We start from the raw sequence: 12,092 nt of genomic DNA, 5'->3' as shown, positions 1-12,092 counted from the left end.
ATGGCACTAAAAGAAAGAATCGGTACTGTGGTCAGTGACAAAATGGATAAAACAGTTGTTGTCGCTGTTATTAACAGATATCCACATCCAATCTACAAAAAAATTGTAAGTAGAACTACAAGATATAAAGCACATGATCCTGAAAATTCATGTGTTTTAGGTGATCGAGTTAAGATTAAAGAAACTAGACCGCTTAGCGCTCATAAAAGATGGGCAATAGAAGAGATCCTTAATAAAACTAGTAATTCAGAGGAGGTTAAAAAATGATTCAACAAGAAACTTATTTAACAGTAGCTGATAACAGTGGTGCAAAAAAACTTCAATGTATCAGGGTATTAGGATCTAATAGAAGGTACGCACATGTTGGGGATGTCATAGTTGCATCTGTAAAAGATGCTCTTCCTAATATGGGAGTTAAAAAATCTGAGGTTGTAAAAGCTGTCATCGTTAGAACAAAAGCAACATTAAGGAGAAATACTGGTAATTCAATCAGGTTCGATGATAATGCTGCCGTTTTGATTAATGAGGATAAGAATCCAAAAGGTACTCGAGTATTTGGACCTGTAGCTAGAGAACTGCGGGATAAAAATTACACTAAAATTGTTTCTCTTGCTCCGGAGGTGATTTAAATGTTGGATTCATTAAAACAAAAGAATAATTTCCAAAGAATAAAAATGAGAATAAAAACTGGAGATTTAGTAAAAGTTATTAACGGAAAGGAAAAAGGAAAAACGGGAGAGGTTTTAAAAACTATTCCTCTTGAAAATAGAGTTGTAGTTAAGGGAATCAACCTTCGGACCAAACATGTAAAACCAACGCAGGAAGGGGAAAATGGAAGAATACTAACAGAAGAGGCATCATTACATGCATCAAATGTAATGTTCTTTTCAAAGGATAAAAATCTTACTAGTAAGATTGAATACTTCATTGATAAAGAGGGAGTTAAGAAAAGAAGACTGAAAAAAACTGGTGAAGTAATTGATTAATTTTTCATCAGAAACCAGATTTAAACTTTTTTAATTTATCAATTCTGACAAAGACCAGAATTAACAAAAAATTATGACTCTAAAAAATCGCTACAAAGAATCTATTAGACCTAAACTTTTAAAAGAACTTGGTCTTAAAAATATTCATCAAGTACCTAAAGTTGTCAAAGTCAACGTTAATAGAGGTCTTGGTGAAGCTGCTTCAAATTCAAAAGCTTTAGAGGCTTCGTTAAATGAAATGGCAACAATTACAGGACAAAAGGCACTAGTAACTAGGGCCAAAAAAGCTATTGCGGGTTTCAAAATTCGTGAAGGTATGCCAATTGGTTGCACTGTAACTTTGAGAGGTGACAGGATGTATTCCTTTTTAGAGCGATTTATAAATCTAGCTTTACCAAGAATAAGAGACTTTAGAGGAGTTAATCCAAAAAGTTTTGATGGGAGAGGGAATTACACCGTTGGAGTGAAAGAACAATTAATTTTTCCTGAAATCTCTTTTGATAAAATAGATTCAATAAGAGGCATGGATATAACTATTGTCACTAGTGCGAGATCAGATCAAGAGGGTAAAGCTCTCTTGCAAGAGTTAGGAATGCCTTTTAGTAAGAATTAAATTAAAACCATGTCAAATCACGATCCTATTTCAGATATGCTTACTCGAATAAGAAATGCGAGTCAAAAAAAGCATACAACCACAACTATTCCAAGTTCAAAAATGTCCCTAAGTATTGCAAAAGTACTTCAAAAAGAGGGATTCATTTCTGATATTAATGAGGAAGGTGAAGGCTACAAATCACAAATAATACTTGGTCTGAAATATAGTGGTAAGAATAAATTCCCTACTATCCGTTCTATGCAAAGAGTTAGTAAACCTGGTTTGAGAATTTATAAAAATACTAGAGCTTTACCAAAAGTTCTCGGAGGCCTTGGAGTTGCTATTATATCGACTTCTAAAGGTGTCATGAGTGATCGTGATGCTAGGAAGCAAGGTATAGGTGGCGAAGTACTTTGCTATGTTTATTAAGGAGGATTAATCATGTCAAGAATTGGAAAAACACCAGTACTTATTCCAGATAAAGTAACCGTTGATTTTGATGGATTAACAGTTACAGTCAAAGGCCCCAAAGGTGAGTTAAAACGCCAGATGCCTGAAGGAGTTTGCTTCGATAAAAAAGATAATACTGTTGTCGTAAGTCCCACTACTACTAAAATATTTTCTAGGCAAAGACATGGTTTATGCAGAGCCTTGATTGCCAATATGGTTGAAGGAGTTAGTCAAGGGTTTTCAAAAAAACTTGAAATTGTAGGCGTTGGATCAAGAGCACAAGTAAAAGGTAAAAATCTGGTTGTAAGCGCAGGATATAGTCATCCTGTAGAAATGATCCCCCCCGATGGTATAACATACAAAGTTGAGAGTAATACAAACGTTACCGTTTCTGGAATTGATAAGGAAATTGTTGGCAATGAGGCAGCAAAAATCAGATCAATTAGACCACCTGAGCCATACAAAGGTAAAGGAATTAAATACAGTGATGAGAGAATTCTCAGAAAAGCTGGTAAATCTGGCAAAAAATAATTCCACTTAAAAAAATGACCAAACTTTCTAGGAAACTTCAAACTCAAAAAAGACACAGAAGATTAAGAAGATACTTAATTGGTGACGCAACACGTCCAAGATTATCTGTTTTTCGTTCTAATAACCATATTTACGCGCAAGTTATAGACGATAGTGCTCAAAAAACTATTTGTTCAGCTTCAACTGTTGATAAAGAACTCAGAGAAAAATCAGAGAAATTATCTTCTGATTGTAAATCTTCTTCTATTGTTGGAACACTTTTAGCTAAGAGAGCAATAAAAAAAGGTATTAAGCAAGTAATTTTTGACCGTGGAGGTAATTTATATCACGGTAGAGTAAAAGCTCTTGCAGATGCTGCTCGAGAAGCTGGCCTAGAATTCTAATTTTTAATTTATTACTATGACTGAAACTCCAACAAAACAAGAAACTCAAACCAAGACTGATAATGTTCCTGGTAAAAATCAAAATGAACAAAAAAAGAATAATCGTAATAACGATCGAAAAAGAAGTAAAAGAGGTGATTCAAAAAATCTAGAAAGAGATTCTGATTGGCAAGAAAGGGTTGTTCAAATACGACGTGTATCTAAAACCGTCAAAGGTGGGAAAAAAATGAGCTTTAGAGCAATTGTTGTTGTTGGTAATGAGAAAGGTCAGGTTGGAGTTGGAGTTGGTAAAGCGGGAGATGTCATTGGAGCGGTTAGAAAGGGAGTTTCAGATGGTAAAAAGAATCTTGTTAGGGTTCCTTTAACTCCTAATAATTCAATACCAACTTTATCTATAGGTAGAGACGGCGCTGCTAATGTCCTTATTAGACCAGCTGCTCCAGGAACAGGAGTAATTGCTGGAGGTTCAATAAGAACTGTTTTAGAACTTGCGGGTATAAAAAATGTTTTAGCAAAAAGATTAGGTAGTAAAACACCTTTGAATAATGCAAGAGCTGCTATGGTTGCTCTTTCTCAATTAAGAACACATAAATCGGCCTCAAGGGAGAGAGGCATCTCACTTGAACAGCTTTATTCTTAAAAATCATGACTTCATCATTAAATACACTCAAATCAAACTCAGGCGCCAGAAAGAAAAAATTAAGAAAGGGTAGAGGTATTGCTGCCGGCCAGGGTGCTTCATGCGGTTTTGGAATGAGAGGACAAAAGTCACGCTCTGGTAGACCCACACGTCCAGGCTTTGAAGGTGGGCAAATGCCTTTATACAGGAGAGTACCAAAATTAAAGCACTTTGAAATTATTAATCAAAAAAATTTCTCTATAATAAACTTAAATAAATTAAATACTTTTAAAGATAATGAAACTGTTAATTTAGATTCACTTGTTAAGAAAGGATTGATCTTTAAGCCAAAATTCCCACTAAAAATCCTTGGCAACGGAGAGGTTAACGTAAAATTAAAAGTTCAAGCTCATGCATTCACAAGAACAGCAAAACAAAAAATTGAAGACGCAGGTGGAACTTGTGAGCTTATAAATAATAAATAAATTTATTAAAAATTTAGTTTAGCTTCAAAAATGTTAGTCAACAAAAGTAGAAATCCTAGCGCTTCAGAAATACTTTCTCAATTATTTTTAAATAAAGAGCTAAGGAGCAGAGTCTTAACGACTTTAGGCCTTCTTCTTTTAGTAAGACTTGGAATTTATATTCCCATGCCTGGTATTGATAGGGTTGCGTTTAGAAGTTTTATAGATCAAGGCGGCCAATTAATTGGTTTTTTAGATATTTTTACTGGCGGGGGAATTTCAACCCTCGGAATTTTTGCATTGGGTATTCTCCCTTTTATTAATGCATCAATTATTATTCAGCTTCTTACAGCTTCATTGCCTGTACTTGAAGATTTACAAAAAAATGAGGGAGAAGCTGGTAGAAGAAAAATTGCTCAAATAACAAGATATGTTTCCTTGGGATGGGGTTTTTTACAGAGCATTATTTTTTCTTTAATTCTTAGACAATATGCAATTCAGGGAATAAGTGAAACTACATTTGTTTTACAAACCTCTATTGCTTTAGTAACCGGCTCAATGTTAGTGATGTGGTTCAGTGAAATTATTACGGAAAAAGGTATAGGTCAAGGGGCTTCATTGGTAATTTTTTTGAATATTGTTTCGACTTTACCAAAGGCTCTTAGCTCAACAATTGAAAAAGCTCAAACTGGTGATCGTGGAGATGTCTTAGGCATAGCAGTTTTACTTGGAGTATTTTTGCTAACAATTGTTGGGATAATTTTTGTTCAGGAAGGGGCAAGACGTATTCCTATTGTTAGTGCCAAAAGGCAAATAGGAAGTTCAACATTACTTCCTACAAGGCAAAGTTATCTACCATTAAAGTTAAATGCAGGTGGAGTAATGCCAATTATATTTGCATCAGCTTTGATTTTTCTACCTATAACTATTGCAAATGTTACGGGGAATCCAATCTTAATAAAATTAGCGAGCACTTTAAATCCTGGATCTTCAAATCCATGGCCATATGCTGTTACCTTCTTCGCCCTAATATTGGGATTTTCTTATTTTTATGCTTCTCTCACAATCAATCCAGTTGATGTAGCTTCAAATTTGAAGAAAGGAGGAGTAGCAATTCCTGGAGTAAGACCAGGAACTAATACAGCAACCTACCTATCAGGTATACAAAATAGGTTGACATTACTAGGAGGATTATTTCTAGGTTCAGTAGCTATAATCCCAGCTGCTGTAGAAAGAGCTACAAATGTCCAAACTTTTCAAGGTTTAGGAGCAACGTCATTACTTATTCTTGTAGGTGTCGCAATTGATACTGCTAAGCAAATTCAAACTTATGTTATTTCACAAAGGTATGAGGGACTAATTAATAATTAATGAAAAAACATTTACTATTTTTAGGAGCCCCTGGAGCAGGGAAAGGGACTCAAGCAGACTTAATAAGTCAAAATTATTCTTACTTGCATCTTTCTACAGGGGAATTATTAAGAAAAGAAATCGAAATGAATTCTATCCTGGGAAGACAGGTAAAGGATATTATTAACCGAGGAGAACTTGTAAGTGACGAACTTGTATTAAAAATAGTAAGGCAAAATTTAGATAAGAACAATAAAGGCTGGATTCTAGATGGCTATCCAAGAAATTTATCTCAAGCAAATTCATTGAATGAGGTCTTAATTGAAATAAATCAACCTTTAGAAATAGTTTTTTATTTAGATATTCCAGAAGATGTTCTTATTAAGCGTTTGCTTTTAAGAGGGAGAAAGGATGATACTGAAGAGACCATTAGAACAAGGATTGACATTTATAAAAAAACTACGGAACCATTGATTAAATATTTTAAAGATCTTGCATTGCTAGAGTATATTGATGCTGATAGAGATTTAAAAACTATTTGCTCTGAAATCAAACAAAAAATGGCTTGATGATGATGTAGAATAGAATATTAGAGTTTTATTTGTAAAACCCCTTATGAAGGTCAGATCTTCAGTTAAAAAAATTAGTCCTGACGATCAGATCGTGAGGAGAAGAGGTAAAATCTATGTTATTAACAAGAAAAGACCTCGCAATAAACAACGTCAGGGTTAAATCGCAACCCTTTAATTCAAACTTTTACTTACTCAAAACACGTGGCCAGGATTGCAGGAATTGACATACCTCGCGAAAAGCGAGTTGAAATTGCACTTACATACGTATATGGAATTGGTTTAACAAGATCAAAGCTGATTCTTGCTAATACGGGTGTAAACCCAGATATTCGTGTCAAAGATCTTTCTGATTCTGATGTGCAAAAACTTAGAGGTGCTACAGAAGAATTCACTTTGGAAGGAGATTTGAGAAGAAAAGAAGGAATGGCCCTTAAACGTTTACAAGATATAGGATGTGTGAGAGGCAGAAGGCATAGAATGAGTCTTCCAGTAAGAGGGCAAAGAACTAGAACTAATGCAAGAACAAGAAGAGGTTCAAGAAAAACAGTTGCTGGAAGAAAAAAATAATTAAATAATTCTATTCACAAATTCCAGTACTAAATTAAAAATTATGCCAACTACAGTAAAAAAAACAGGTTCAAAGAAATCCAAACGCAATGTGCCAAATGGTGTGGTACATATTCAAAGCACATTTAATAACACCATAGTTTCAATTACTGACACTTCTGGTCATGTAATTTCTTGGTCTTCTGCAGGTGCTAGTGGATTTAAAGGAGCTAGAAAAGGTACCCCATTTGCCGCTCAAACAGCAGCTGAGGCTGCAGCAAGAAGAGCACTTGATCAAGGGATGAGACAAATAGAAGTCTTAGTAAGAGGGCCTGGCTCAGGTAGGGAAACGGCCATAAGAGCTTTACAAGTGGCCGGTTTAGAAATAACTCTAATAAGAGATGTAACTCCATTACCTCATAATGGATGTAGAAGGCCTAAACGGAGACGCGTTTAAGTCTTAATCATTCTTCCACCTAAAAAAACTTTCAACTTTATTATTTTCCGTGTTGCAATACCAGATTGACAGAATTGACCATCAAACATCAGATGATCACTCCCAAACAGGAACTTTCTTAATTGGCCCTTTAGAAAGGGGACAAGCTACAACTTTGGGTAATTCTCTTAGAAGAGTTCTAATGGGAGGACTCGAGGGAAGTGCAGTGACTGCTGTAAGAATAGCGGGAATTAACCATGAATATGCAACTATTCCTGGGGTTCGAGAAGACGTTTTAGATATTCTTCTAAATTGTAAGCAACTATCAATTGATAGTTCTAATTCAGAACTCGAGATTGGCAGATTAGTGGCAAGTGGTCCAATGGAAGTAAAGGCGAGTGATATTCAATTTTCCTCTCAAGTTCAAATTGTTGATGGTGAAAAACCGATCGCAACTATTCAGGAGGGCCATAACTTAGAGTTAGAAATACATGTTGAAAGAGGTGTAGGATATAGACCCGTAGATCGTAAGAATGAAGAGACAACTGCTATTGATTTACTTCAAATAGATGCTGTATTTATGCCAGTAAAGAGAGTTAATTTTACTATTGATGAAACTGCTGTATCTGAGGGCGGAACTGGTAGAGAAAGATTAAAAATGGAAGTAGTAACAGATGGCTCAACTAGTCCAGATGACGCTATTGCGCAAGCAGCAAATCAGTTAATAGAACTTTTTCAACCACTAGCTACTGTTACAATGGTTGAGGAAATACCTGAAGAACCTGAACCATCTCCTGAAGCGCAAATTCCTCTTGAGGAACTAAACTTGTCCGTTAGAGCATATAATTGTTTAAAAAGAGCGCAAGTTAATTCAGTTTCGGATTTAATGGGTTTTAGCTATGAAGATCTTCTTGAAATTAAGAACTTTGGCTCTAAATCTGCAGATGAGGTTATTGAAGCTCTTGAGCGAATTGGTATTTCTATTCCACAAAGCAGAACCTCAGTTTAAAAATCTTAAAGACTATGAGACACCAACTTAGAATTCCATTATTGAGTAAACCTGCTGATCAGAGGAAAGCACTTTTAAGAGGTTTGACGACTCAATTAATTAGGGAAGGTAGAGTGACAACAACAAAAGCTAGGGCAAAAGCTTTAAGAAACGAAGCCGAAAGAATGATTTCACTTGCTAAAGAAGGGAGTTTGGCTTCTAGAAGACGGGCTATTGGATATATTTATGACAAGAAGTTAGTTCACTCACTTTTTGAAAAAGCAAAAGAAAGATATGGAGATAGAAATGGGGGTTATACGCGAATAGTAAGAACTGTTTCCAGAAAAGGTGATAACGCTCAGATGGCTATTATTGAACTCGTTTAATTTGGTGTATAAAAGTTCATTTTAGAAAATAACTTTTGAAAAGGGTAGCTTTATTAGTCCAATATGATGGATCTAATTATTCAGGTTGGCAAAAACAAAATAATGCAACTACAGTTCAGGAAACTCTAGAGAGAGCTCTTTTTCAAATTTCACATCATGAAGTGAAGACTTTTGCTGCAGGTAGAACTGATGCTGGGGTTCATGCATCAGGACAAGTAGTGCATTTTGATATTGATTGTGTTATCCCAGGAAATAGTTATTCAGTTGTCCTAAATAGTCTTCTACCCTCAACAATTAGAATCTTAGAATCAGTTGAAGTCAAAGATAGCTGGCATGCATGCTATTCAGCAATATATAGACATTATCGATATGTCATTAATAACAGTAAATTTCCGAATTTGTTCATAAATAGTTGGTCATGGCATAGGTACCAAAAGGTATTAGATGAAGTTCTAATGTCACATGCATTGAAGAGAATGGAAGGGGAGCATGATTTTTTTGCTTTTCAGAAAAGTGGGAGTAACAGAAAAAACTCTATTACAAAAATTCAAAATATAGATGTTAAAAGAGTAGAAGATTTGATTTTAGTTGATATTAAAGCTACTGGTTTTCTATATGGAATGGTCCGTTTAATTGTAGGTCAACTAGTCTTAGTAGGAGAAAAAAAAATATCGCCAGAAGTTTTTACTGATAGATGGGTAAACAAAAAGAAAATTGATGTTAAAGAATCTGCTCCAGCTAAGGGGTTATGTTTTGTAAATACTGTTTATGAAGAAAATATATTTAAGAAGGTCAATAATAAAGATTTTTTCCCAATATTTTTAATTAAGGGTTTTTCTTAAGTAAATTTCTTTAAAGCATATTATTTTGTGTTGTTCATCCAAAATTGTTGTTTAATATTCCTTTGATAATGTAGAATTCAATACTAACTTTAAATTTATTTGCATAAATTTGGTAAATGAATAAAACAATTACTCCGTCTTTAAAAACCATTGAAAGAAATTGGTTTTTAGTGGACGCAAAAGATAAGACACTTGGAAGACTTGCTACAGAAATAGCAACGGTACTTAGAGGTAAGAATAAACCAACATTTACTCCTCATTTAGATACTGGAGATTTTGTAATTGTTGTAAATGCCGAGAAAGTTGAGGTAACAGGTAAAAAATCATCACAAAAGCTGTACAGAAGACATTCTGGCAGACCTGGCGGAATGAAAATTGAAAAATTTGATTCTCTTCAAGAAAGAATTCCTGAAAGAATTATAGAGCAAGCTGTAAAGGGTATGCTGCCTCATAACTCTTTAGGAAGACAGCAATTTAAAAAATTAAAAGTTTATAAAGGTGCTGATCATCCTCATGCTGCTCAGAATCCTGTATTATTAAATAGTTAATTTATAAAAATGAATAGCCAAATAAAAAACAAAGCTGTATATTGGGGAACCGGAAGAAGAAAAACTTCAGTAGCAAGAGTTCGCTTGATCCCTGGGGATGGACAAATCACAATTAACGGTAGATCTGGAGATGATTACTTAAACTTTAATCCTCTACACCTAAATTCAGTAAAAGCACCTTTACAAACATTAGGCCTTGAAAATTCTTACGATGTCTTAGTTAATGTTTTTGGTGGTGGATTGACAGGACAAGCAGAGGCTATCAAGCAAGGAGCAGCAAGAGCGCTTTGCGAATTATCTGCCGATAATAGGAAACCGTTAAAAACTGAAGGTCATCTCAGTAGAGATCCTAGAGCTAAAGAAAGAAGAAAATATGGTCTTAAAAAAGCCAGAAAAGCTCCACAATTTTCTAAACGTTAAAGGAATTTTAATTATGCCAAAATCAGACATTCATCCAAAATGGTACCCAGATGCAAAAGTGATATGTAATGGAGAAGTTGTTATGACAACTGGCTCAACACAGCCTGAATTACATGTAGATGTATGGAGCGGAAATCATCCTTTCTTTACTGGAACTCAAAAAATTCTTGATACTGAAGGCAGAGTGGATAGGTTTATGAAAAAATATGGAATGGGCCCAACTAATTCAGCTACATCAAAAGAGCAAAAAGAAGCAAAGGATTCTAATAAATAGAATTTCAAAATTAAGCACAATTTCAATTGGAATACTCAATACTAATTGCAAGGTTGAAAACTGCTTCAGAAAGTTTTGAAAATTTAGAAGTCCAGCTTGCAGATCCTGATATAGCTAATGATCCTAAAAAATTAGAATCTATTGCAAGAGAAAGGTCAAAATTGGAACCTTTGGTTATTGATTTTAATAAGTTACTTGATACTGATAAGGAAATTGAAGATTCAAAAAATCTTTTGAAAGAAAATAAAAATGATAAAGAAATGGAATCTTTGATAAATGAAGAGTTATCTAACCTAGAGGAATGTAAGAGTGAATTGATTCAAAAAACTACAATAGCTTTATTACCTAAAGATCCAAGGGATGAAAGAAGTGTAATGTTAGAAATCAGAGCTGGTGCTGGAGGTAACGAGGCTTGTATTTGGGCGGGCGATTTAGCAAGGATGTATGAAAGATACGGACAAAGAATTGGTTGGTCTGTAAAACCTGTTAGTGCTTCTGAGTCAGATATGGGAGGATTTAAGGAGCTAGTTATCTCTGTTAAGGGAGATTCTGTATATAGTCAACTTAAATTTGAAGCTGGTGTGCATAGAGTCCAAAGAGTTCCAGCTACTGAATCTCAAGGTAGAGTTCATACCTCTACAGCCACAGTAGCTGTAATGCCCGAAGCTGATCCTGTTGAGGTCAAGATTGAGCCAACCGATTTAGAGGTTGGTACAGCAAGATCAGGAGGGGCAGGAGGACAAAATGTTAATAAGGTAGAGACTGCAATTGATCTTCTCCATAAACCCACAGGAATTAGGGTTTTTTGTACTCAAGAAAGATCACAGTTACAAAATCGTGAACGGGCAATGGAAATTTTACGAGCTAAATTATATGAAATTCAACTAAAAGAAGCTAACGCAAAAGAAAGATCTCAAAGGCTATCACAGGTTGGAACAGGAGATAGGAGTGAAAAAATTAGAACTTATAATTTTAAAGATAACAGGACAACTGATCATAGATTAGGTTCCAATTTTTCATTAGAACCAATTCTCGCTGGTCAATTAGATGAAGTTATTGATGCATGTATAGCTCAAGAACAAAAAAGAATGATGGAAGATTTTAATAATGAAGTTAATTAAAAGTTGGCTTGATTATATTCAGATTCCAATAACGTATTTACTCCATTCTTTATGTTTGCCTGAGTCAATTTGTCTTGTGGCTTCAAAATTGAGATTACTTAATGGACGGTAAGGCTTTCGTTTTAGAGGCATATTTGCCTCTTCTGGCGTGCGATTACCTTTTTGGACATTGCATCTTAGACATGCTGTAGTTACATTTTCCCAATTATCAGTTCCTCCTCTGCTTCTGGGCAAAACATGATCTATTGATAAATCACTACCCCTATAGTTACAGTATTGGCATGCATTATTATCTCTTAAAAGAATATTTTTTCTTGTTAAAGAAACCTCTCTAAAGGGAACCTTTACGTAATAACGAAGTCTTATAACAGTAGGCAATTTTTTCCCGAAATGTATTAAACATGATTTATCCTCTTCTAAACTTTCTGCTTTACCTTTGATCATCAAAATTACAGCCCTTCGCCAAGAAGTGATGTTTAAAGGTTCATAAGATGCATTTAAAACTAGAGTCTGGCCCATGCCAAAATACAATTTACATGTCATGCTAACTGTATATTTCAATAAGCGCATATATTTGTGCA

Annotated in this window: 22 protein-coding genes; 21 read left to right on the top strand and 1 reads right to left on the bottom strand. The window is 34.7% G+C overall.

Features of this window, described 5'->3' with window-relative positions; all coding sequences use genetic code 11:
- The 21 genes from rpsQ to prfA all read left to right on the top strand — a co-directional run bounded on the left by rpsQ (window position 1) and on the right by prfA (window position 11,511).
- Window positions 1-267, top strand: a complete 267-nt coding sequence (gene rpsQ, locus EV01_RS09475; RefSeq protein WP_032517877.1) for a 30S ribosomal protein S17 — start codon at window positions 1-3, stop codon at window positions 265-267.
- Complete coding sequence (rplN, locus tag EV01_RS06900) at window positions 264-629, top strand: 50S ribosomal protein L14 (protein ID WP_032517876.1); 366 nt, start codon at window positions 264-266, stop codon at window positions 627-629. The genes rpsQ and rplN overlap by 4 nt, the downstream gene beginning before the upstream one ends.
- Window positions 630-986 carry a 50S ribosomal protein L24 gene (gene rplX / locus EV01_RS06905; protein WP_032517874.1) on the top strand — a complete coding sequence of 119 codons (357 nt, stop codon included), beginning with the start codon at window positions 630-632 and terminating at the stop codon, window positions 984-986.
- 73 nt (window positions 987-1,059) lie between these two features.
- Entirely contained in the window at window positions 1,060-1,599 is a 540-nt protein-coding gene (gene rplE / locus EV01_RS09470; RefSeq protein ID WP_002805606.1) for a 50S ribosomal protein L5, read from the top strand.
- Window positions 1,600-1,608: 9 nt separating this feature from the next.
- On the top strand, window positions 1,609-2,010 hold the full coding sequence (gene rpsH, locus EV01_RS09465; RefSeq protein ID WP_032517872.1) for a 30S ribosomal protein S8: 402 nt from the start codon (window positions 1,609-1,611) through the stop codon (window positions 2,008-2,010).
- 12 nt (window positions 2,011-2,022) lie between these two features.
- Window positions 2,023-2,562 carry a 50S ribosomal protein L6 gene (gene rplF, locus EV01_RS06920; RefSeq protein WP_032517871.1) on the top strand — a complete coding sequence of 180 codons (540 nt, stop codon included), beginning with the start codon at window positions 2,023-2,025 and terminating at the stop codon, window positions 2,560-2,562.
- Window positions 2,563-2,576: 14 nt separating this feature from the next.
- Window positions 2,577-2,945: a 50S ribosomal protein L18 gene (gene rplR, locus EV01_RS06925; RefSeq protein WP_032517870.1), complete on the top strand. Its 369-nt coding sequence runs from the start codon at window positions 2,577-2,579 to the stop codon at window positions 2,943-2,945.
- Window positions 2,946-2,961: 16 nt separating this feature from the next.
- Window positions 2,962-3,585 carry a 30S ribosomal protein S5 gene (gene rpsE / locus EV01_RS06930; RefSeq protein WP_032517868.1) on the top strand — a complete coding sequence of 208 codons (624 nt, stop codon included), beginning with the start codon at window positions 2,962-2,964 and terminating at the stop codon, window positions 3,583-3,585.
- Between the two features lie 5 nt (window positions 3,586-3,590).
- A complete protein-coding gene (gene rplO, locus EV01_RS06935) occupies window positions 3,591-4,049 on the top strand; it encodes a 50S ribosomal protein L15 (RefSeq protein ID WP_032518511.1) in 459 nt (152 codons plus the stop codon).
- Window positions 4,050-4,079: 30 nt separating this feature from the next.
- A complete protein-coding gene (secY, locus tag EV01_RS06940) occupies window positions 4,080-5,399 on the top strand; it encodes a preprotein translocase subunit SecY (RefSeq protein ID WP_032517865.1) in 1,320 nt (439 codons plus the stop codon).
- Complete coding sequence (locus EV01_RS06945; RefSeq protein ID WP_032517864.1) at window positions 5,399-5,947, top strand: adenylate kinase; 549 nt, start codon at window positions 5,399-5,401, stop codon at window positions 5,945-5,947. Before secY ends, EV01_RS06945 begins: the two co-directional genes overlap by 1 nt.
- A gap of 46 nt (window positions 5,948-5,993) precedes the next feature.
- The gene (rpmJ, locus tag EV01_RS09310; protein ID WP_011377173.1) at window positions 5,994-6,110 is read left to right on the top strand and encodes a 50S ribosomal protein L36; all 117 of its coding nucleotides are present in this window, start codon (window positions 5,994-5,996) and stop codon (window positions 6,108-6,110) included.
- 41 nt (window positions 6,111-6,151) lie between these two features.
- The gene (gene rpsM, locus EV01_RS06950) at window positions 6,152-6,517 is read left to right on the top strand and encodes a 30S ribosomal protein S13 (protein ID WP_025915143.1); all 366 of its coding nucleotides are present in this window, start codon (window positions 6,152-6,154) and stop codon (window positions 6,515-6,517) included.
- 43 nt (window positions 6,518-6,560) lie between these two features.
- Window positions 6,561-6,953, top strand: coding sequence for a 30S ribosomal protein S11 (rpsK, locus tag EV01_RS06955; RefSeq protein WP_032517863.1), 393 nt, complete (start codon window positions 6,561-6,563; stop codon window positions 6,951-6,953).
- 49 nt (window positions 6,954-7,002) lie between these two features.
- Window positions 7,003-7,941: a DNA-directed RNA polymerase subunit alpha gene (locus tag EV01_RS06960; RefSeq protein WP_032517862.1), complete on the top strand. Its 939-nt coding sequence runs from the start codon at window positions 7,003-7,005 to the stop codon at window positions 7,939-7,941.
- Between the two features lie 14 nt (window positions 7,942-7,955).
- Window positions 7,956-8,306 (top strand): 50S ribosomal protein L17, encoded by a 351-nt coding sequence (gene rplQ / locus EV01_RS06965; protein WP_011863642.1) that lies wholly within the window; start codon window positions 7,956-7,958, stop codon window positions 8,304-8,306.
- A 35-nt stretch (window positions 8,307-8,341) separates the two neighbouring features.
- Window positions 8,342-9,148: a tRNA pseudouridine(38-40) synthase TruA gene (truA, locus tag EV01_RS06970; RefSeq protein ID WP_032517861.1), complete on the top strand. Its 807-nt coding sequence runs from the start codon at window positions 8,342-8,344 to the stop codon at window positions 9,146-9,148.
- Between the two features lie 116 nt (window positions 9,149-9,264).
- Window positions 9,265-9,696 (top strand): 50S ribosomal protein L13, encoded by a 432-nt coding sequence (rplM, locus tag EV01_RS09460; protein ID WP_032517860.1) that lies wholly within the window; start codon window positions 9,265-9,267, stop codon window positions 9,694-9,696.
- A gap of 9 nt (window positions 9,697-9,705) precedes the next feature.
- Window positions 9,706-10,116, top strand: coding sequence for a 30S ribosomal protein S9 (rpsI, locus tag EV01_RS09455; RefSeq protein ID WP_032517859.1), 411 nt, complete (start codon window positions 9,706-9,708; stop codon window positions 10,114-10,116).
- Between the two features lie 13 nt (window positions 10,117-10,129).
- Entirely contained in the window at window positions 10,130-10,390 is a 261-nt protein-coding gene (gene rpmE / locus EV01_RS06985; RefSeq protein WP_032517858.1) for a 50S ribosomal protein L31, read from the top strand.
- A 26-nt stretch (window positions 10,391-10,416) separates the two neighbouring features.
- Window positions 10,417-11,511 (top strand): peptide chain release factor 1, encoded by a 1,095-nt coding sequence (gene prfA / locus EV01_RS06990; RefSeq protein WP_032517857.1) that lies wholly within the window; start codon window positions 10,417-10,419, stop codon window positions 11,509-11,511.
- 18 nt (window positions 11,512-11,529) lie between these two features.
- On the opposite strand, the gene EV01_RS06995 is transcribed toward prfA, so the two are convergent.
- Window positions 11,530-12,081 (bottom strand): HNH endonuclease, encoded by a 552-nt coding sequence (locus tag EV01_RS06995; RefSeq protein WP_032517856.1) that lies wholly within the window; start codon window positions 12,079-12,081, stop codon window positions 11,530-11,532.
- Between the last annotated feature and the right edge of the window lie 11 nt (window positions 12,082-12,092).

Origin of the sequence: Prochlorococcus marinus str. MIT 9401, from assembly GCF_000760095.1 — a bacterium.
GTDB lineage: Bacteria > Cyanobacteriota > Cyanobacteriia > PCC-6307 > Cyanobiaceae > Prochlorococcus_A > Prochlorococcus_A marinus_I.
The sequence above is the reverse complement of the archived record's forward strand: the minus strand, read 5'-3'. Positions and strand labels throughout refer to the sequence as shown.